23 protein-coding genes are annotated in these 19,847 nt (G+C 43.9%); all 23 read left to right on the top strand.

Annotated features, from left to right (window positions below; genetic code table 11):
• Positions 1 to 3 precede the first annotated feature (3 nt).
• Positions 4 to 1,749, top strand: coding sequence for a terminase large subunit (locus tag L0G63_RS03055; protein WP_301449336.1), 1,746 nt, complete (start codon positions 4 to 6; stop codon positions 1,747 to 1,749).
• Position 1,750: 1 nt separating this feature from the next.
• The gene (locus tag L0G63_RS03050) at positions 1,751 to 2,986 is read left to right on the top strand and encodes a phage portal protein (RefSeq protein WP_301449335.1); all 1,236 of its coding nucleotides are present in this window, start codon (positions 1,751 to 1,753) and stop codon (positions 2,984 to 2,986) included.
• A complete protein-coding gene (locus tag L0G63_RS03045; RefSeq protein ID WP_301449334.1) occupies positions 2,979 to 3,725 on the top strand; it encodes an HK97 family phage prohead protease in 747 nt (248 codons plus the stop codon). Before L0G63_RS03050 ends, L0G63_RS03045 begins: the two co-directional genes overlap by 8 nt.
• 64 nt (positions 3,726 to 3,789) lie before the next feature.
• Entirely contained in the window at positions 3,790 to 5,034 is a 1,245-nt protein-coding gene (locus tag L0G63_RS03040; RefSeq protein WP_192518894.1) for a phage major capsid protein, read from the top strand.
• A gap of 95 nt (positions 5,035 to 5,129) precedes the next feature.
• Entirely contained in the window at positions 5,130 to 5,438 is a 309-nt protein-coding gene (locus L0G63_RS03035; RefSeq protein WP_301449333.1) for a head-tail connector protein, read from the top strand.
• Between the two features lies 1 nt (position 5,439).
• A complete protein-coding gene (locus L0G63_RS03030; RefSeq protein ID WP_301449332.1) occupies positions 5,440 to 5,778 on the top strand; it encodes a head-tail adaptor protein in 339 nt (112 codons plus the stop codon).
• Positions 5,779 to 5,868: 90 nt separating this feature from the next.
• The gene (locus L0G63_RS03025) at positions 5,869 to 6,231 is read left to right on the top strand and encodes a hypothetical protein (protein WP_301449331.1); all 363 of its coding nucleotides are present in this window, start codon (positions 5,869 to 5,871) and stop codon (positions 6,229 to 6,231) included.
• 5 nt (positions 6,232 to 6,236) lie between these two features.
• Entirely contained in the window at positions 6,237 to 6,392 is a 156-nt protein-coding gene (locus L0G63_RS03020) for a hypothetical protein (RefSeq protein WP_301449330.1), read from the top strand.
• A 140-nt stretch (positions 6,393 to 6,532) separates the two neighbouring features.
• Positions 6,533 to 6,919 (top strand): HK97-gp10 family putative phage morphogenesis protein, encoded by a 387-nt coding sequence (locus tag L0G63_RS03015; protein WP_192518890.1) that lies wholly within the window; start codon positions 6,533 to 6,535, stop codon positions 6,917 to 6,919.
• 13 nt (positions 6,920 to 6,932) lie between these two features.
• A complete protein-coding gene (locus L0G63_RS03010) occupies positions 6,933 to 7,283 on the top strand; it encodes a hypothetical protein (RefSeq protein ID WP_192518889.1) in 351 nt (116 codons plus the stop codon).
• Positions 7,284 to 7,320: 37 nt separating this feature from the next.
• Positions 7,321 to 7,755 (top strand): hypothetical protein, encoded by a 435-nt coding sequence (locus L0G63_RS03005; RefSeq protein WP_192518888.1) that lies wholly within the window; start codon positions 7,321 to 7,323, stop codon positions 7,753 to 7,755.
• A gap of 96 nt (positions 7,756 to 7,851) precedes the next feature.
• Positions 7,852 to 8,205 carry a hypothetical protein gene (locus L0G63_RS03000; RefSeq protein WP_192518887.1) on the top strand — a complete coding sequence of 118 codons (354 nt, stop codon included), beginning with the start codon at positions 7,852 to 7,854 and terminating at the stop codon, positions 8,203 to 8,205.
• A 77-nt stretch (positions 8,206 to 8,282) separates the two neighbouring features.
• Positions 8,283 to 8,573 (top strand): hypothetical protein, encoded by a 291-nt coding sequence (locus tag L0G63_RS02995; RefSeq protein ID WP_301449329.1) that lies wholly within the window; start codon positions 8,283 to 8,285, stop codon positions 8,571 to 8,573.
• Positions 8,574 to 8,582: 9 nt separating this feature from the next.
• A complete protein-coding gene (locus L0G63_RS02990; protein ID WP_301449328.1) occupies positions 8,583 to 11,822 on the top strand; it encodes a phage tail tape measure protein in 3,240 nt (1,079 codons plus the stop codon).
• 3 nt (positions 11,823 to 11,825) lie between these two features.
• Positions 11,826 to 12,308 (top strand): hypothetical protein, encoded by a 483-nt coding sequence (locus L0G63_RS02985; protein WP_301449327.1) that lies wholly within the window; start codon positions 11,826 to 11,828, stop codon positions 12,306 to 12,308.
• Entirely contained in the window at positions 12,308 to 12,814 is a 507-nt protein-coding gene (locus tag L0G63_RS02980) for a DUF1833 family protein (RefSeq protein ID WP_301449326.1), read from the top strand. The genes L0G63_RS02985 and L0G63_RS02980 overlap by 1 nt, the downstream gene beginning before the upstream one ends.
• Entirely contained in the window at positions 12,814 to 13,164 is a 351-nt protein-coding gene (locus tag L0G63_RS02975) for a hypothetical protein (RefSeq protein WP_301449325.1), read from the top strand. Before L0G63_RS02980 ends, L0G63_RS02975 begins: the two co-directional genes overlap by 1 nt.
• Positions 13,154 to 15,886, top strand: coding sequence for a host specificity factor TipJ family phage tail protein (locus L0G63_RS02970; RefSeq protein WP_301449324.1), 2,733 nt, complete (start codon positions 13,154 to 13,156; stop codon positions 15,884 to 15,886). Before L0G63_RS02975 ends, L0G63_RS02970 begins: the two co-directional genes overlap by 11 nt.
• A gap of 50 nt (positions 15,887 to 15,936) precedes the next feature.
• Entirely contained in the window at positions 15,937 to 17,568 is a 1,632-nt protein-coding gene (locus L0G63_RS02965; RefSeq protein WP_301449323.1) for a hypothetical protein, read from the top strand.
• An 8-nt stretch (positions 17,569 to 17,576) separates the two neighbouring features.
• Positions 17,577 to 18,449, top strand: coding sequence for a hypothetical protein (locus L0G63_RS02960; protein WP_301449322.1), 873 nt, complete (start codon positions 17,577 to 17,579; stop codon positions 18,447 to 18,449).
• A gap of 47 nt (positions 18,450 to 18,496) precedes the next feature.
• Positions 18,497 to 18,889 carry a hypothetical protein gene (locus L0G63_RS02955; protein WP_240215394.1) on the top strand — a complete coding sequence of 131 codons (393 nt, stop codon included), beginning with the start codon at positions 18,497 to 18,499 and terminating at the stop codon, positions 18,887 to 18,889.
• Positions 18,890 to 18,901: 12 nt separating this feature from the next.
• Positions 18,902 to 19,063: a hypothetical protein gene (locus tag L0G63_RS02950; RefSeq protein WP_301449321.1), complete on the top strand. Its 162-nt coding sequence runs from the start codon at positions 18,902 to 18,904 to the stop codon at positions 19,061 to 19,063.
• 61 nt (positions 19,064 to 19,124) lie between these two features.
• On the top strand, positions 19,125 to 19,670 hold the full coding sequence (locus L0G63_RS02945; protein ID WP_301449320.1) for an N-acetylmuramoyl-L-alanine amidase: 546 nt from the start codon (positions 19,125 to 19,127) through the stop codon (positions 19,668 to 19,670).
• Positions 19,671 to 19,847 lie beyond the last annotated feature (177 nt).

Genomic DNA, 19,847 nt, shown 5'->3' with positions numbered 1-19,847 from the left:
ACTATGTCCGATGTTATTGCCTACGCTAATATCGCGGCGCAATACGCAACGGATGTAATCGACGGCACTATCGATGCGTGTGTCTATGTGCGTCAGGCGTGTCAACGTCACCTAACGGATCTTAAACGCGCAAAGAATGAATCTGCATTTGAGTTTGAATTTGATAGTCAGCTGGCTGCGAAGGCTTGCCGATTCATAGAGCTGCTGCCACACGTCAAAGGTGAGCTGGCAAACAAGCGTGAATTGATACTACTTGAGCCTTGGCAAATATTCATTGTGGCCAACTTATTTGGCTGGGTAGATTTTGACGGCAAACGCCGCTTTCGCTATGCATACGTTGAAATACCTCGTAAAAATGCTAAGTCTACACTCGCTGCTGGTATTGGGCTTTACTTGTGCTTCGCTGACGGGGAGATGGGTGCTGAAGTTTACTCAGCCGCTACTACTCGCGACCAGGCGCGTGTCGTCTTTGAAGTCGCACAGGGCATGGTGCGAAAACGCCCAGATATGCAAAAAGCAATGGGTATAAGCGTCGCAGCTCATGCAGTCAGCTCTGTCTCGACTGAATCCACGTTCAAAGCGTTAAGCCGCGACTACGGTGGCAACTTGGACGGACTCAACGTTCATGGCGCTATCATTGATGAGCTGCACGCGCACAAATCAAACGATACTTACGAGGTCATGGCAACGGGTATGGGAGCGCGTGAACAGCCCTTGCTATTTGCTATTACGACAGCTGGCTTTATCTTAGATGGCGTTTGCTATGAGCAGCGCACGTTGGTCACTAAGGTTTTATCAGGACTTGAGTCCCATGACCGCTACTTCGGCATTATTTACACGATAGATGACGCTGATGATTGGCGTGACCCTGCAAGCTGGCGCAAAGCCAATCCCAACTACGGCGTATCAGTACACAAAGAAGCGCTGCAAGCGGAATATCAACGTGCTGCTATCAGCCCTGACTCACAAGCTGACTTCTTGACCAAGCATTTATGCGTTTGGGTAGCTGCTCGCAGCGGTTGGCTCAACATTCAAGATTGGGATGACGCGGCAAACAAGGCTTTTCAGCCAAGTATGTTTGATAAATATCCATGCTTTGGCGGCCTTGATCTAGCATCTAAAGTTGATTTAGCGGCGCGTATTAAATTATTTGTCAAAAAAATAGACGATGAATCGCATTATTATTTCTTTGCAGATTTTTATATCAATCGTGCACAGCTAGACAACGCTAATAACCCTAATCAAAAACGATTTATCGAATGGGAACGTCAAGGCTGGCTAACGGTCACTGATGGCAATATCACAGACTTTGAACGTATTGAGCGTGACATTATTGCAGATGCAGCATGCTTCGACATGCAAGAAACAGGGTATGACCCTTTTAATGCAACATATCTAGCAATGCGACTTAATGAGCAGAGTTTAAATATGGTTGAAGTGCCACAGCGCGTCGCTTATTTGAGCGAACCAATGAAACATATTGGGGCTCTATTAGCAGCTAAACGTATTCATCATGATGGCAATCCAATCCTGCGCTGGTGTATGGGCAACGTCACTGTCAAAAAAGACGCTAACGACAACATATTCCCGCGTAAAGAATCAGACGCTAGCAAAATTGATGGCGCAGTTGCTGCAATTATCGCGACTAATCGCGCCCAATACTATGATGAAACGGGCGACTTGCCTAGCCAAGATTTTGAGACACAGCTTGGCGACTACTTAAACGACTTTGTAAGCTTTAGGGGATAACATGGCACTCATACAAACCGTCGCTGCATGGTTTGGTTACGCGCCGCGTGACCCCATTGACGGCAACCAAAACGCTACTCGCACTGTCACTAAAACTGCCAAACCTGTCACCTTTGATAGTGCTATGACAGTCACAGCGGTCTTTGCATCGATCAGATTGCTAGCTGAAACCATCGCTAGTATGCCCATTGATTTATATACAAAGGACAAAGATGGGTATTTAGATACCAAAGCAGATCATGACGTCATGAAATTGCTGAGATATAAACCCAATAAACGGCAAAACCGCATCGAGTTCATGGAACAACTGATGCTCAACTTGGTCAGCGATGGCAATGCATACGTCAGGATCACCAGGATAGGTGATAAAAACTCTCGTATTCTCAGTTTAGATATCATTAACTCTTCTAACATGACTGTCATTTTAAAGAATGATGAGCTTACTTATCGTCATCAAGTTACATCTGCATTTAGCCGCGACTACATAGAGTCTGATATTTGGCATGTTAAGTTGTTTGGTAACGGCATAAAAGGCTTATCACCGCTGCAACACGCTGCAAAAGCCGTCGCTGTAGCAGATGCATCAGACGATAAAATAACGTCACTCATGCGTAATGGTGCCAAGCCAACCGGCGCATTGATGACAAAGGGCTCACCAACTGCCGAACAACGCAAGGCACTTCGCGATGAAATGGGCGAATTAACCAGCGGCGATGAAACCTTTATGCCAGTGTTACCACTTGATATGAAGTTTGAGGCTATTAGCCTAACACCCTCAGACATTGAGCTTTTGGCCACGCGCCGTTTTAGCTTAGAAGAAATCGCTCGTATGTTCGGCGTGCCTAGTATTTTGATTAATGACAGTACGCAATCGAGCAACTGGGGCACTGGTATCTCAGCAATCATTGAAGCATTTCACAAATTTAACTTGCGGCCCTACCTTGAGCGCCTTGAGTTATCAATGTTGACTACACTAATTCCCCGTAAAGACTGGGACAAATACCAATTTGAAATTGATGCTGACGCAATTTTGAGATCAAGTCGCAAAGAACGCGTCGAGATGTATAACACTGAGATTACATCTGGTCAGCGTACGCCAAATGAAATACGCAGAGCTGAAGGTTGGAAGCCACAAGAAGGTGGCGATGATCTTTATATGCAATTAGGGTTTGCACCACTTAGTGTTGTCGCTAAACAATCTTCACTAGACCAAACAAAGGATACAAGCAATGAATAAACACTCACTGCAAACGCTGCACTGTCGCGATGGTCGCAGTGAGTTGCTGCAATCAGTTAGTACGCGACGCATGCCTATTGTCGATACAAAGATACGGTTTGCTGAACCTGACAAAGACGGGGTTACTACACATACTTTCGATGGTTACGCAGTTAAATGGGATAGCATCAACTTGCATGGCGAGAAATTTGCGCGTGGCGCTTTTGCAGATATGATTGCACTATTTGAATCACAAGCTAAAAAAGTACATATGTATTATAACCATGGCTGGCGTAATATGTTTGATACTACATCAGCGATGCGAATCGGCAAATGGACTGGTTTTGAAGAAGATGACGTTGGCCTATTAGTAAAAGGAGAGCTGACCCAAGGCCTTCGATTAGCAACCGATGTTGAGGCAATGCTACGCCATGAAACAGTTGATGGCTTATCTATCTGTTTTTATAATCCGACTGAAATGGATTATGAAGAACAAGACAACCATATTCTGATTAAACGCGCAGATTTATTCGAAATCAGCGTCGTTGATGAGCCTAGTGACCGTAGTGCTCGTATCAATCGCCAAGTAGAGACAATCAATAACTTAGCTGATGAACATGATGCGTGTGACATGCTGACCCAGCTCGGACTTGACCAAGCTGATGCAAGGCACTTTATTACCAAACTCGATAGCATCATGGGCACTCGCGCTGATGATACTAGCAAAGATGATGATCCGTTTGCATTTTTAGATAAGTAACCCAAACCAAACCCTCAATAAAGCTGCCATTTGGTAGCTATTTTTTTGCCTAAAGGAAAATATTATGCGCGATTTTAAAACTACTACTATTGCTGGCGCTATGCCTAGTGCGGGTGTCATGACTCGTGATGCTGGTGGCTCCAAAGATGAGTACGAAAAACTTGCGACTCAGCTCAAAAGTCGCTTAACCACACTCGACAAGCTTATCGAAGAAAAGCAAAAGCTACTTGCTGAAAACAAAGATGACAAAGAAACTCGTGATGCTATCACTGAGCTACAGAACAGTGTAAAAGAAGTCGGTGACCTATCAGCCCGCTTTGAAGAGTTTGAGCAAAAGATGGTACGCGGTGTCCAAGACGGTGAGCTAGACGCAAACAGCATTGGTGGCCTACTCTCTCGCAATGAAGGTATCAGCCAAGAAATTAAAGCAATTAAGCATTCACGTGGCAAAGTACAGATTGATGGTGTCTCTGCACGTAACACCGTCATGCTTGGCACAATCAACACGGCTGGCAACATCAACGATGCCAGAATAATTAACCCCGCTAGTAATCCGCTGACGCTGGTCAACATGATCAATTGGATACCAACGTCAGTACCACTTATTCCTTATGTACGTGAAAGTGCTGTCACCTTCATGGCTGATATCGTGGCTGAAGGTGAGCTTAAGCCTGAATCAAGCCTTACGTTTGGTCCTGATTCATTAGAAATTGACGTTATTGCTCATTGGGTACGTGTTAGCAATCAGGTGTTAGATGATGCGCCGGCACTGGCTGCTTATATCGAAGGTCGCATGTCTTACGGCTTGCGTCTAAAGCTTGAATATCTGGTCATCAATGGCGACACCAAAAGCTTCAAAGGCCTGATGAAAGCTGGCAACAGCTTGACCATCGTTGCCAACGACAATGCTATCGATACCATCAGTTCTGCAAAAGCAAAAGCTTATGCTAACTTCTTACCTCCTGAGACGGTTATTCTGAACCCGCAAGACTGGGCAGAGATTGAACAGGCTAAAGGCACCGATGGCCATTACTTATTTGGTTCACCAGGCGCGGCCGTTCAACCTTTCGTTTGGGGCTTGGCGGTTAGCCAGTCACCATCGATGCCAGTTGGCAAATACTGGGTCGGCAACATCACCATGGCAACTGAAGGCTATATTCGCCAAGATGCGACCGTTGAGCTGTCTACTGAAGATGGTGACAACTTCCGCAAAAACTTAGTGACGGTACGTGCTGAAATGCGCGCCGCCTTTGGCGTCGTCATGCCTGATGCAGCTGTGACGGGCGACCTAGTTAACGTCGGGCCATAAGATTAGATAACTATTAGTTGAAACCGTTATTACCAGCCGCTGGTGGCAAGTCTACCAGCGGTCTTTTTTATCCTAACTCAATATAGGCATCACCTATGATCACTGCATCCATCACGCTTGAGCAAGCCAAGTCACACTTGCATGTCACACATGAGATAGATGATGCGTATATTGCCGGTCTTATACCAACGTCATTTCGCTTGATAGCTGACGAACTGGATCGTGAGCTGACAGAAGACATTTGCTTAACATCGACTGGTGAATTGTCAGAATCCTTACAACATGCTGCCCTACTCATCATTGGCGACTTATACCAAAATCGTGAAGCACAGCAAACAGAACAGTTACATATGAACCGTGCGCTTGACCGGTTGTTGAATAAATATCGTAAATGGGGAGTCTAAAATGGCAAAGGTTAGCCGAGGTCGGCTTAGTACACCAATTGGTGTCGTGCGAAAAATCACAACGAGAACCACCACTGGCGCCGTTAAGTCTACTAATAGCGTCATGCCACAGACGTGGTGTGAGCTACTACCCATCAGCACTCGGGACTTTGTAGAAGGTCATGCCGCTGGATCGTCAGTAGATGCAAAAATACTTGTCGATACGGCAACGGACATTAAAGCAAGTGATGAGATACAGGTTTTAGATGGTAGTGGCTTCGTTTATGAAGTACTAGGGATAATGCCCGTGCCAAAAGACAATAAAAAAATCGTAGTGTGTCGTACAAAAACAAATAGCTAGTTATTTCTAGTTTGTTTCTGTGATTGATAGATTAATGTTGTTACTCGTAATATACTCAGACATTATTTTACTATTAGTCAGGTAATAACAATGAAGCAGACTATCGCAGCATTATCAATAGCTTTATTTCTAACAGCCTGCGGCTCAAGCGAAGTAAAGAATACTGAAACCGAGCCAGAAGAAAAGAAAGTAAATACACTTAGCGGTATACCTAATCTAGGTGATAGATCTGAGGCCGAGTTGCTTACCGACTGTCAGGTTGATATACAAGCTAAACTAAATAATCCGCGATCAATGGATATTATCCACAGCAACCTAAAATATAAAAAAGAAACTAATCACGAATTATGGTTCCAGTTTTACGCAAAAAATCAATTCAATGCTGAGTCAAAACACACTGCAATGTGTGAGTTTGACGAAGATGGTAAGCTATTAAGTTCTAAGTATGAGTGAGAACTATGATGTTAAAAACCATAAGATGTGGTATCGACAGCCGGATTGATGAGCTTGAGCAATTAGCTTTAGAAACACATACCGCAACGACTGCCTATGCTTTTATTGACTTAGGTTTAGCATGGAATAGATTGCTTTATAATATATTTAACAATAAATAAAACCATTCAAATATAAGCCTCACGTGCTTATAACATGACGCAGTTCTCACCCCTGAACCGTCGCTAACTACGACTAATCGACCGTAACAATAGCCCTATCATCCGATGGGGCTTTTTATTGTCCAAAATAAGGATTCATCGTGAGCGCATCGATCAGAATAGATGGACTGGACCAGCTAGACAGACAGTTTGATAGGTTGATCGACACTTCCAAAAACAAGGTCATGCGAAAAGCACTGAACGCTGGTATCGCACCCATTAAAAAAGAAGCCAAACGCCTCGCTCCCGTCGATAAAGGCGTGCTAAAAAAACAAATCCGATCCAAGCAAATGCGATACACCGCAAAACCTTCAGTTGGTCTGTTTGTCTCAGCCAAAGGCTTTTATTGGTATTTTTTAGAGACAGGGACCAGCAGCATCGCACCTACCCCATTTATCAGACCTGCCGCAGACAGTAAACACGAAGAAGGCGTTGAAAGGTTTAAAGAAGTGCTCAAAGCTGAAATTGATAAAGTCATGATTGGATAAAAAGGCGTAATAAATGAAAGCAAGCGAGGTTATCTATAGCGTCCTAGGCGCATTTTTTGACGATAAAGTCTATCCATTGGTCCGACCAGAGGGCGAAACAGGCACACCGTATCTGGTCTATACCGTACTCAATACCAATGCAACCAATGTCGTAGCAGGATATACAGGTCGAGAATTGGCTTATATGCAGCTAGATGTGTATCACAACGACTATGACGACTGTGAAGACACCACCAATCAAATGATCAATATCCTGAAAGATAACGTAAAGCCGTTTTACTACGACAGCCGTAAATACCTCCACGATGAGAAGTCTGGGTTATACAGACAAAGCATCGAGTGTCATATCTGGCAAACCAATTAAGCAACCCTACCCTACCACCAATAAGAGAGTGATGATTATGGCTATATCCGCTGATGAATTAGTAAATGTGCAGTTTAAATGGAGCATCGCGACTGATGATGTCCCTACGTTCAACCAAGTAGAGTTTTTAAATGAAATGGAGATGCCCAAGCTGACTAAAGTCGTCGTCGATGTCACGCCGACTGATGCCACCTCTACTGTAAACGCAGTGCCCAACTTTAGAGAGACATCAGAAATACCGTTCACCTTGTATTATGTACCGACCGATCCGCAGCACATGGAATTGAAAGCCGCCTACAAAAATTCCACGGTCATTAAAAATAAAATTGAATTTATTGATCCTGCCGCCGCCAGTGAAGGTTACGTGTTTGACGGTATGGTTAAAGAATTTAATCTTATGGCAGAACAAAAAGACATGCTCAAAGTTGAGGGTGTCCTAGTCATCAGTTCAGAAATCACCCAAACACCTTAGTAATCAAATAAACCAGCGTCAACATTAATCAAAAGCGTAGAGCATTAACCAGCTCTGCGCTTTTTCTTTATTTTTAAATCATAAGTGAGCAATCAAATGACCAAACAAGCCTCTAAAAAAGTACTAAGTAAAGCGGATTTCATGCAATTAAAAACCAGCGTAAAAATATTGCCTATCCCTGAACTTGGTGACGTATACATCAAAGTGATGAGTGCTGCTGAGCGTGAGGGATTGGAAGGGCTGATGCAAAAAGAAGTAGAAACAAATGGTGTTCGAGCCACTATCTTTGTCTATTCAGTCTGTGATGCCGATGGTGTCTTAGAGTTTAATGATGACGATATCGAAATGGTCAAAGGCTTCCCCGCAGCCATTGTCTCAAAAGTCTATGACTTCTCAAGCGAGCTCAATGCCCTAAAACCTGAAAATCAAGAAGAAGTCACAAAAAACTAATAGCCCACCCTTTACGTATATTTAAGTTCAGGCTAGCCGCTCATTTGGGCAAAACGGTCGAGTGGATAGAAAACAATATGACCGCGCGTGAGCTGACTGAGTGGCAAGCTTTTAACTTGTACGTAGAGCCATTTGGTGGGGAATTATTAGACATGCATTTTGCCTCTCTGCGTATGCAAAATTACGCAGGTAAAGACAAGAAAACCATAAAAGATTTTATGTTATATGACCACCGATTGTTAACACCTGAGCAAAAAGAACAAGAAAGACAGCGTGAAAAAAGGCTACAAGCACATAAACAAGTCTCTGCGTTAAGAGATTTCTTAGCATCGAAAGTCAACGAACAAAAAACTGCAAGTAAATCATAGGAGGGTGTCATGGCTTCGGTGCTGAGTAGAATCCAAGTAATCATGGAGGCAAATACTGCCAACTATAATAACGAGCTACGCAAAGCACGAAAAAACAGCAAGTCAGCGTTCAATGATATCAGCACCAATGCCGCCAAAATGGCGCTGGGAGTTGGCGCCGCGCTTGCTGGTATGGGCGCATTATCAATCAAAACAGCCATGTCGTTTGAAAGCTCAATGGCTGAGATTGATAAGACCGTAGAATTTGCAACTAGCAACGGCTTGGCAAATATGCGTAAAGAGTTGCAAGCATTGACCACGCAGATTCCGCAGACTTTTGAAGAATTAGCGGCCGTCACGGCTACTGGCGGTCAGCTGGGCATCGCAGAAAAAGACCTAGTTCACTTTACCGAAGTGATGGCAAAAATGGGTGTCGCTTTTGATCTGCCAGCTCAGCAAGTTGCAGATAGTATGGCAAAGATCGCTAATGTATTTCAGATACCAATTGCAAATATTGACCGGCTTGGCGATGCGATTAATACGCTATCCAATAACACTCCTGCTACCGCTGCCCAGCTCATTGATTCACTGCTACGTGTTGGCGGTGTCGCCAAAGTCTATGGACTGTCAGAGGATGCAACATTAGGCTTAACAGGTGCATTGATTGCAATGGGTAAACCAGCTGAAGTTGCCTCTACCGCAGTCAACTCACTACTAACATCATTCTCTACATTAGACTATGCGACTAAGTCTCAGTTGATCGGATTTGAGCAGTTAGGATTAAATATTGATGATTTTAGTAAACTGGTAGCAACTGATGGTAAGCAAGCAATTATTACTTATCTTGATGCTATTAATGATCTGGAGGAATCTAAACGCATCGGCACGAACGCCTTAATTATCGGTAAGGAGTTCGGCGATGATATTACCATGCTCGCAGGCAGTGTGGGCGTACTAGAAAATAACTGGGAACTACTTGGTGAAACGGTCAACTCAACCAAGGATTACTTTGGCTCAATGGATGTTGAGTTTAAAAAAATCAGCGACACAACTGCTAATAAAATGGTCTTATTTAAGAACAACATCGATGGTGTGGTCGCCAGTGTTGGTGAAGCCTTTATACCAGCTTTAAATGAATTACTACTAAACATGACACCTATGGTCGCAACCATAGGCACCTGGGCATCTGCTAATCCTGAATTAATTCAACAAATCACACTCATTGGCGGTTCTTTAATTGCTACAGCAGTTGGTTTAAAGCTTGCTGTTGATGGTTTTACAGCGGCGAAGACTACAATTGACGGTTTGAAATTGGCTTATGTCGCTCTAGCTGGTCCAATGGGACTAACTATCATTGCATTAGGTGCTTTAGTTGCGGCTGGTGTGCTTGTCTATCAACATTGGGAAACCATAAAGCAGACTATTAGCGAAAACAAAGCCTTATTTATGGTACTTGGCGGCGTTGTAGGCGGTGTATCTGCAATATTATTAATTCACAATGCTGCGCTTATAGCCAGCTCTATTGCTGCGACTGCTGCTTCCGTTTCTACGGCCGTAATGACAGCTGCCACAGTGACATGGAGCGCGATCAGCACTGTGGCTGCCACTGCAACATGGGCATTTGGCGCTGCGCTTGCTGCTGTCACTAGTCCTATTGGTATTCTTGTTGTCGCTGTTGCAGGTTTGATAGCTATTGGCGTTGCTCTGTACAAAAATTGGGATGAGATAAACGCATGGGCTAACACTAAATGGGCTGCTATTACAGCTTCGATAAAATCCAGTCTTGAATCTGCAAAACAAGCAGTAAGCAATGCATGGAATAATATTAAGACAAACACAGTAACAGCATTTAATAGTATCCGTTTAAGTATCACAACTGCATTAAGTCAATTACCTAGCAAAATGCTGACAATCGGCAAGCAAATTATAAATGGCTTAATTAACGGCATAAAAGCAGGCGCAAGTGGTGTCGCTAGTGCAATCGGTAACATGGCATCAAGTGCTGTCGCTAAAGCTAAGAGCGTTCTTAACATCCGTTCACCATCTCGTGTCATGAAAACAGTTGGAGAACAGACTGCAGAAGGCATGGCCGTTGGCATAAAAAAAGGTGCTAAGGCGGTCGTCACCGAAGCTCAGCGAATGGCCGAGCAAGCTGCCAAAGCTGTTGAAGACGGTATTGATAGCTTTAGAAAACGCATTGCTTTATTTGGCAACACTAGTGAACTATCTTCCCTAATGTACGATATCAACGCTGGCAAATTTAAAGGCGCTAGTCAGGCTCGTATTAATGAATGGGTTAAACAAGCCGAGGCGTTGCAACAACTAGAATCACAGCTGAAAGCTACTAATGCACTAAAAGAAAGGTTTGATAAATGGCAAGATGAACGCGATAAAATGCGTAGTAAGGCGACTGATTTAATATCTGGTAGAGCCGCACAGTACCAAGCTGATAAAAAATCTATCGGTGTGGATTTTGACGGCTTAGACGTAAATGGCCCTCAGACTGAAGCGGAAAAATTGCGCGCTGCATACGATAAAAAGATGGCTATTGTTGATAAGTATGAGCAGACGCATACAGACAAAAAAGCACAGGCTGAAAAAGCACGCTTAGCCTTGACAGAGAACTTCAATCAGTCGTCCAAAGATTTGGAACTGCAACGGCAAGCCGCTAATCTAGGCAGCATCACCGCCCTATTTGGAATGGCTTTAGGAGAGACTAGCAAAGGCTATAAAGGCATGTTCTTGATTCAAAAAGCTTTTGATTTTGCCAGTGCGCAATCTGCCAGTTTTACCGCTATCGCAAAAGCATGGGGATCAGCCCCATTCCCTGCCAATATACCTGCCGTTGCTACTACTACGTTGCAAACAGGTATCATACCTGCCGCCATTCAAGCTCTAAACCCGAAAGGTTTTATGAAAGGCGGTTATACGGGCGACTATCCTACCAATATGCCAGTTGGGCCCGTCCACGGTAAAGAATTTGTTGCACATGCCGCCGCGACTACAAAATATCGATCAGAACTTGAATCGATGAATAACGGTACGTATGAGAGCAATAAACGCAATCAGGGTGTCATTATTTATATGACAAATAATGCTCCAGTAGATGTGGCCACCAATGTCAATAACGATGGCAGTATCGAAATGCGTATCGATAAACGGCTAGACCAGCGTCTACCACAAGCGATGGCACAACAAATCAACGACCCCTACAGTGCAACTAATCAGGCACTCAAAAACAACTATCACTTACAGCGCAAATTAGGATAAATCATGGCAGACATACCAAAGTTCATGCTAAAACCGCTGCGTGATGGTTACTCCTTCAGTCTTTCGCGTAATGTTGCTAGCACCGAAACCATCGTTGGCCTGCCACGTGAACGTAAAGATAGTGTGGGGAAAGTGCATCGAGCTAACGTCACTTATAAATGTGTCCGTTCACAGTGGCAGTACTTCTTAGCTTTCACACGCGCTTACGAAGGGCTGCCATTTTTAGCATATCTACTATTAGATTACGTTGATCACAAGTGGTATGAGTGCCGCATTGTTGGTGACTCTATGCCAGTACAACCACTTGGCGACCAGATATTTACCGTTCAGTTGTCACTGGTTGCTAAGCCCATCAAATATGATATCGACAACGATATTTTAATCTCAACCTTATATCAAATGACAGAAGGCCAAATCGAACTTTACTTCCAAAAGTTGGCAAAACTTGTCAACGAAGATCTACCAGATGCACTAGGAGGTCTGTAATGGCAACCATTAAAGAGATGGAGTATTGGTTACGCGGTCGCCATGACGATATACGCCTTGAGTGTATCGAAATTAAGCATCCATCTTTCAGCCGCGACTATCGCTTTGTACGCAATCATGCCGACGGTGTGCGCGTGCGCTACGAAGACAAAGTCTACCGTGATTATGAGCCTTTACCATTAACGATCCGGGCAGGTCAGTCAGCCGACAATTTACAACAAAGCTTTACCATTGGTATCGGTGATGTCGGTGAGATCATGCCTTTTGAGATTGATCGTTTGCGCCGTGGCCAACACTCAACAACACGGCCAACGCTTAACTATCGTGTGTATCTAACGAGCGACTTAACCGAACCAATGACCAGCGTGCGCGGCTTAGAAATAACCGACAATCAGCCGCAGAAGCGTGGCGCTGTCTTCAAGTGCCAAGCAAAGCAGCTGAATAAAACCAGCACCGGCGTCATATTTACTATTGACTTGGTTCCGACATTGCGAGGCGCTAGCTAATGCTTGTTTTATCTGACTACGACAATAAGCGGTATGACGATGACAATTATAACTGCCTACATTTTGCCGTTGATATTTATCGCGATATTACTGGCCGGGATATGGGCGTCTATGTTGCCGACCTGATGACTGGACGCACCAAACGCAAAGTTAATACTGCAAAGCTCAAAGAGTTTGCCCCGCTCGATAACCCTATCGACCCGTGCTTGGTGTTGATGCATGGCAAAGAGCTACACGCTGGTATTTACCACCAGGCTAAAATTATACATATGACTGAATCGGGACCGCAGTGTGTACCACCACATATTGCAGCGCTAAAACACGGACGGATAAAATATTATGCACTCTAATATCGAACTGATTGTTGTCCGCAATCCCATGTCTTATGCCTGCGACAACTCTGACTGTAAAATCGTGCGCGGTGAAGATTTATTTGAACTTGTTACTGGCATTTACCCAAAAGGACAGCCACCAAATACCTACTGGTATCACGAAACATGGGACACTGACTTTGACGTGACACCCAACACGCCTGACGATATCATTGCATTAAATGATAAAGGCGGGACTATCTATGTCGTCACTTATCCTGCGGGGCCTGAGACATGGATACCGATATTAGTATCGGCATTTATCACAGTCGCGGCTGTTCTGTTGATGCCCATGCCTGTGGTGCCGACTGGCTCAACCAATGCGCCGCCCAGCCCTAACAATGCCTTAGCGCAGCGCACGAATCGACTGCGCCAGGGCGGCCGAGTGGCAGAAATTTACGGTGAGGTATGGTCTGTACCTGACCGAGTTGCAACGACTTATACTGTCTACATTGATGGCCGTGCCATCGAGATGTCTTATATGTGGATTGGCCGCGGCTGGTACTTAGTGACAGAGGCATTGGACGATACAACGCCTCTTGATCAAGTATTTGGCAGCGGTGTTTTGGTCTTTGATGCAAACAGCACCCTTGATGATACACCCGCGTATCAGTTTGGCAGTGCCTTTACGCCAGATGAGGCCGCTTTATCCCGTTTCGCAACCAAACGTTATACCTCAGTAAACGGGCAACTCCTGCCGCCTACTGATAACTATCTGACATTAGACAAAGCCGTCTTTAGAGCCGGTGGCATCATAGAGCAATCAGGCTTTAACTTTGTCAGTCAGTTTAAGGTAGGAGATGCAATCACCATTGTACAGACAAATCCTGCTGACTCCGCAAATGGTATCACTGACCCAGTAGATCAAGGTGACCCACCGGCTAATCCACCTCTTGTCGGTCCAGTGACTACCTATAATTTAAGCGGTGTCTATACCATCAGCGCCCTAACAGAAGCGCAGATCACATTATCAAACCCAGCTACCATCAACCCAGACTGGCAAAAGCTTGCTGACAATGCAGATTACACGGCTGAGATAGAAACAACCGCTAGCACGCAATCTGACAGCTTGTGGCAGGGCTGGTTTTACACAAGCGAAAAAGATCATGAGTTCGTGATGGTTAATTTTTTATCATCAGGCGGGCTTTATATCACCGATGGTCAGACGTTTGAACCCATCGGTATTGAGGTCGAAATTGAGTCAGAAATTATTGATAGCACAAATAATCCAGTGCCAGGAACGCTGCAAATCGATACGCATATTATATATGGCTCTAAATACACGGATTATGCAAACAATGGTGGATTAGGCGTTTGGCGCGATGGCAACCATTGGTGGTCAGGCGCTCATGTCAGCAACACCGATGCTGCGCAGACTGCCGCCAGTACAATCAAGATTGAAAATGCAAACATGGCGACAGGCAAAAGACTGCGCTGGCGCTCACGCCGCAAGCATGGTCGGGTTATAACATCTAAAGGCTTCAGTGTTGTGCAAGATATTCGCGTAGCAGACTTCTATGGCGCAAGGCTGATGACTGCTGCCGATGCTGCACCAGGGTTTACCAAAATATATAGTAAAGCCGCCGCAACTGAAGGCGCACTGTCGCTCAAAGAGCGTAAGCTTACTGTGCTATCGCAGCGTCTTGAGCGTGACTGGCAAAATAATGATGCACTTATTCCATCAAAGCGTATTGATGACATCATATATGACATTGCTACTGACCCAGTAACCAGCAATATGACTGCTGATGACTTGGATATGGTGCAAATAAAGGCCGAAGTTGACGCGCAGATTGCTTACTTTGGCACTGATTTGTGTGCTCAGTTCTGCGGAACGTTTGATAGTAAGGACATTACAACTGAAGAGATGATACAGACGGTTGCGATGGCAGGATTTTTTACCGCTTATCGCATTAACAATAAAGTCTGTCTGCACTTTGAGCGTCCTGAGCCTTACCCAGTTGCGACATTTAACAGTCACAGTATTACGCCAGACAGCTTTGAGTATAGTGAGACATTTGGACCACGTGACGGCTTTGACGGCGTCGAAGTGACATATACCGACCCCGTGGACGACGCGAAAGTTACACTGCGTTATCCCGATGACGGATCTGCAACCAACTTTGACACCAAAAATAAGGACTTGGTCGGTGTGCGCAATAAAGTTCAAGCGCATATGCACATGATGCGCCGGCACTGGAAAAATCAACACGCTTATAAGACGTGTTCTTTTACCGCAGCCGATGAGTCAGGATTTGTGATACCAACGAACCAAATCAATGTCGCTGACCAAAATCGCGCTGATACACAGCAAGGCGCAGTTGAGGCCTTGCAAGTTAATAGCGCTGGTCAGTTCGTTTTGACATTATCAAGCACAGCCAATTTTGGTGATAAAACTCAGGCGACGGTGTTTGTACAAACCGTTGCCGGTATCGTCGATAACATCCGCTGTACACCAAGCGACAATCAATACGATGTGATATTGAGCCGCGCGCCCTCACAGCCCCTTAGTACAGCTTGGGACGCCGTAGTACGTGCTACTTATCAGTTGGTGCTACATGACGATCTTGAGCGTGATAATTATATAATCACAACAAAAGACCCTGCTGACAATCCAATGTCACACAAGCTGTCGTGTATTAACTACACGGATAAGTACTACGCAAACGATCAAGATTTTATTAACGGCTTGATAGCCTAAATTAAACATACGCCTCCTTAATTGGAGGCTTTTTTGTGGGAGCTTTAAAAATGGCAGAGCCGATTACAATGCAAAAGTTTGTTAATGCTGATGTTGATGTTGACACGCTTGAAGAAGCAGTAAACGAAGATAAAGTGATCGTGAGTCGCTTGGGCAAAGAGTATGCGTCAGTACCAATGGCTTCGCGATTATTAGTTGAAAACGGACTACTAGGTGCAACACCATTCAGTACATACATATCCCTAGCGTCTAGTGCTTTGGTTGATGGTGATTATGCTGTTGTTACGAATGATACTGACCTAACGAAAAACGGAGTTTATGAAAAGATTAATGGAGCTTGGGTTTACTCAAAATACAACCCAGTTGCACAAGCAGAGGCCGTTGCTGAAACCACAAAGAAGAATTTTGAAACCCTATTTGTTGAAAAAAGCGTGTCCTTTGACGACAATGTTTTAATTGCGATTACCGATAAGGTTGGTAACAAGACTTGGTTGCAAGCAAACAATGAGGACGGTGGTTTAACTAAAGACGCAGTATCGGCGGTAAAAAAAGGTGTCGGACTGCTTGATAGTGACACATTAAATGGACTGATGGCTATTACAGACAGAGATGGCAACTTAACAGATATATGGCTAGATAGCAGTGGTCAAATACACGATAAGGTTATGGATAACTGGCATAGCCGATTGGCAACAAGAAATTCTGATAATAATGCAACCGCTAGTGATGGCTCGATGCCTGACTTGGTGCCAAAAATACACGGCAGCGATTCAACTACAAAAAAAGGAGATAGTTATTATAAAAACGGCACGTTAAACCCTGTTTATCCTGATATGACTAAAATGATAGTTATCGGATCATCAAGCGCGGCTGGTATGTATGCTGAGTTTTTGCCAAAACTACCGACGTTGTCTGCCAACATTGAGCTTTATTCTCCCGCAACAGGTGGTGCAATGGTTGAGCAAATGGAAGCGCTTTTTGGCAATAATCCGCTGCGACTATCGTTTGCAGGCAACAAGATATTAGCAAGCGGTGTCTCTTACGTGTCTATGCTTGATGATTTCCCATATCAATCAGCATTAAACAAGATTAGCGGTTGGGTTGACGGTGTGTATGGAAGCATAGGCTATACAGGCGAGGAGCTTACATTTACTAGAGCTGTGGCAGGTGACGAGGTAGTTGTTAGCGATGAAGTGAAAATCATCCCCGATGAGGGCAATGAGTTCAGAAATGCTGTACATATATCTTGGATCGGCAAAAACAACCTAACTAAAAACATACCGAGTGTTGACTGTGTGGGTAGCCTCATACGCAAGACAAATTCTATGTTTGAGTATATCCCTAGCATGATAAAACGCATCATTGTGATGACCCATTTCCATGATAGAGATACGCCTGCCGTCAGTGAGATAAGAGATAGAGTTAATGACTGTAATGAGCGATACAAAAGATTGTATGGTGATGCTGTTTTTGATGTTAATCAGTACATTTTAGACCCAAACATTTTTGATGAAATCGGCTTTGTTAGAACTCCTGAGCAAATTTCAGCGGATGCAGCAGCCCAAGCTCTAGGTAATAAAGCGCCAACATTGTCTAGGGATAATGGCCATTTTAATAACGAAACAGACGAATACATAACCACTAAACTTATCGAGTTTATTCAAACCAAAGAATGGTACTAGGAGATAAAATGGACACATTAATTATTAGAGCCAGCGACACTATAGCTAATCCGATTTACGGCAAAGTACCTGATTTGTCATCTGATTTAAGACTTGTTATAGATGTCAGAGAGCTAAGTAAGACTTACAACTATGGCGATAGAGTGCCATATATCGACGCAGGTATCTTGGGTTATGCACCGCCATCTGAAAAAATATTTGATAAGAACCTAAATTATAATTACAGCTCGCCAGTGGATGGCTACCCAAACTTTCCTTTATATACCGAAGAGTTGGGATTTCCAACACTTAAATTTAGTGGATTCGAGGGTATCGCTCAAGACTCAAGTATACCGGAATCTGGCACTGTTGTTACTACTGCAACTTACGTCTGTTTAGTGCAGTCTGATACCCAAAACGGTGCAAATAACCGTATATTTTCAGGTGATACATCTGATACAGCGCACCCAGATCTGGGTGTGTACTCAGACAGAAACTATCATTCTGTTTCAGCATATGTTGGCACTAATAACATGACAATGGCTGTAGGTAAGGATATTAGAGAAGGAAATCAAGATACTACGCCTGCTGCAACTATAAAATACACCCGAAGGGTATCCGAAGAACCGCAAGTCATGGTTTTTGTGTTTGACGGAGAAAATTCTTTTGCTGTATTCGGCGAGTCTGCAAGCACAAAATATAATGTAGATATGCCCCCCGCAGCTAACGATCATCTGCGACTAGGGTCTTACGGTCCAATGACAAAAAAAGGAGATACGTTTTTTGGGCACATTGGTTATTTTGCTCAATACTCACGGGCTTTTACGTTTGAAGAAGCACAAGCAGCTATTGTTAAGCTGTCAAGAGAGTTTGGATTAAGCAATGGATTAGAGATAGGTTGATTTTTAACTAAGGCGGTTTTTTTTTGTCAAAAATTTGAGGGGGCGTTATGCCACAGAACACACCGTTTTTAGAGCTAATCATACTAAAGCTGATGGTATTTCTACCTAAAGTTTTTGCGGCAGTAATTGGTGCAATATTTGGTTTGATGCTATCAGGCGACATTGGCAAAGACGGTAAGATACAAGTGAATATGTCAGTGATAATCAAGTTTACTATCGCTGTCACAATCTCGCTGTTTGGCGGGGCAGCACATATTGAATTTATGGGTTATCAAGATTATAGCGTCATGACCCAAGGCGCAATCATGCTCGTCTGGGCAGTGTTCGGCATGTTAGCAATAGGTATTGTTTATCAAGCTGTAGCATTGTGGCAGGGTAAAACGATTGCTGAGGTAATCAAAGAAATCAAAGACGCGGCGTTTGCAATCTTTGGTAAATAATAGGAGTAAACCATGCAATTTAATTTCATCAAAACAGCACGTCAGCTGACAAATATAGCTATCAAAAACAGTGAGATTGTCCAGCCTTACGTCAAACCAAGTCATTACCGGCGCGGTCTACTCGCACTCAACGCTCTGCATTACGCACTACGCATTTCAGATAAATCCAAATAACAATCAACGTTAATTACAGCCCCAATCTGGGGCTTTTTTAATGTCTAAAAAAGGACTAATCATGTCAAAAGTTACTATTACAGCCGGTCACTCTAATACCGATCCTGGCGCGGTTGCCGGCAACGTCACTGAAGCAGAAATCACTACTGATATGCGCAACATCGTTGCTTATTGCCTACGCGATTTGGGTATTGAAGCAGTCACCGATGGCAACGGTAGCGAAAACGACACGTTGCGCAATGCAATTAAACTCATCAAGCAAGGCGAAGTTGCTATCGAGTTTCACTGCAACGCATTTCATCTGCCAACCGCTGGTGGCGTTGAAGCCCTTGCTCAACCAAAAGACAAGGCAATCTGCCAAAAACTTTGTGAAGCTGTCAGTGACGTGTTAGGTATTCCAGTGCGCGGCAATGCAGGTGGTTTTAAGACTGAAAATAGCGGTCAACATTCGCGTCTTGGCTATGTACGTGAAGGTGGTATTATTTTAGAGTTATTCTTCATTTCCAACCCAACTGAGCTTGCTGCGTATCAGGCTAAAAAATGGCCACTTGCTCGTGAGATTGCAGACGTCATTGCTGACCACATTGGTGTTGGTTGTAAAGCTTAATCATGTCGCAGTTTTTGTCGCAGTTAGCGTAGAAACTATTTAAATCAATTTAAACGAAAAAACATAAATATATGATTTGATTATATTAATTTTTTATTGGTTTATATTAGATTATACAAAAAAGAGTTCGAGTCTCTCCAGCCCCACCATTTTCGGTTAGTACATCTTAGACCAAAT

Source organism: Psychrobacter sp., from assembly GCF_030454045.1.
Taxonomy (GTDB): domain Bacteria; phylum Pseudomonadota; class Gammaproteobacteria; order Pseudomonadales; family Moraxellaceae; genus Psychrobacter.
This window is presented reverse-complemented; position numbering and strand designations above follow the sequence as displayed.

Bases quoted from the DNA above. Each gene is read 5' to 3' on its own strand.
- L0G63_RS03055 (WP_301449336.1), top strand. From the start codon at position 4: ATGTCCGATGTTATTGCCTACGCTAATATCGCGGCGCAATACGCAACG.
- L0G63_RS03050 (WP_301449335.1), top strand. From the start codon at position 1,751: ATGGCACTCATACAAACCGTCGCTGCATGGTTTGGTTACGCGCCGCGT.
- L0G63_RS03045 (WP_301449334.1), top strand. From the start codon at position 2,979: ATGAATAAACACTCACTGCAAACGCTGCACTGTCGCGATGGTCGCAGT.
- L0G63_RS03040 (WP_192518894.1), top strand. From the start codon at position 3,790: ATGCGCGATTTTAAAACTACTACTATTGCTGGCGCTATGCCTAGTGCG.
- L0G63_RS03035 (WP_301449333.1), top strand. From the start codon at position 5,130: ATGATCACTGCATCCATCACGCTTGAGCAAGCCAAGTCACACTTGCAT.
- L0G63_RS03030 (WP_301449332.1), top strand. From the start codon at position 5,440: ATGGCAAAGGTTAGCCGAGGTCGGCTTAGTACACCAATTGGTGTCGTG.
- L0G63_RS03025 (WP_301449331.1), top strand. From the start codon at position 5,869: ATGAAGCAGACTATCGCAGCATTATCAATAGCTTTATTTCTAACAGCC.
- L0G63_RS03020 (WP_301449330.1), top strand. From the start codon at position 6,237: ATGATGTTAAAAACCATAAGATGTGGTATCGACAGCCGGATTGATGAG.
- L0G63_RS03010 (WP_192518889.1), top strand. From the start codon at position 6,933: ATGAAAGCAAGCGAGGTTATCTATAGCGTCCTAGGCGCATTTTTTGAC.
- L0G63_RS03005 (WP_192518888.1), top strand. From the start codon at position 7,321: ATGGCTATATCCGCTGATGAATTAGTAAATGTGCAGTTTAAATGGAGC.
- L0G63_RS03000 (WP_192518887.1), top strand. From the start codon at position 7,852: ATGACCAAACAAGCCTCTAAAAAAGTACTAAGTAAAGCGGATTTCATG.
- L0G63_RS02995 (WP_301449329.1), top strand. From the start codon at position 8,283: ATGACCGCGCGTGAGCTGACTGAGTGGCAAGCTTTTAACTTGTACGTA.
- L0G63_RS02990 (WP_301449328.1), top strand. From the start codon at position 8,583: ATGGCTTCGGTGCTGAGTAGAATCCAAGTAATCATGGAGGCAAATACT.
- L0G63_RS02985 (WP_301449327.1), top strand. From the start codon at position 11,826: ATGGCAGACATACCAAAGTTCATGCTAAAACCGCTGCGTGATGGTTAC.
- L0G63_RS02980 (WP_301449326.1), top strand. From the start codon at position 12,308: ATGGCAACCATTAAAGAGATGGAGTATTGGTTACGCGGTCGCCATGAC.
- L0G63_RS02975 (WP_301449325.1), top strand. From the start codon at position 12,814: ATGCTTGTTTTATCTGACTACGACAATAAGCGGTATGACGATGACAAT.
- L0G63_RS02970 (WP_301449324.1), top strand. From the start codon at position 13,154: ATGCACTCTAATATCGAACTGATTGTTGTCCGCAATCCCATGTCTTAT.
- L0G63_RS02965 (WP_301449323.1), top strand. From the start codon at position 15,937: ATGGCAGAGCCGATTACAATGCAAAAGTTTGTTAATGCTGATGTTGAT.
- L0G63_RS02960 (WP_301449322.1), top strand. From the start codon at position 17,577: ATGGACACATTAATTATTAGAGCCAGCGACACTATAGCTAATCCGATT.
- L0G63_RS02955 (WP_240215394.1), top strand. From the start codon at position 18,497: ATGCCACAGAACACACCGTTTTTAGAGCTAATCATACTAAAGCTGATG.
- L0G63_RS02950 (WP_301449321.1), top strand. From the start codon at position 18,902: ATGCAATTTAATTTCATCAAAACAGCACGTCAGCTGACAAATATAGCT.
- L0G63_RS02945 (WP_301449320.1), top strand. From the start codon at position 19,125: ATGTCAAAAGTTACTATTACAGCCGGTCACTCTAATACCGATCCTGGC.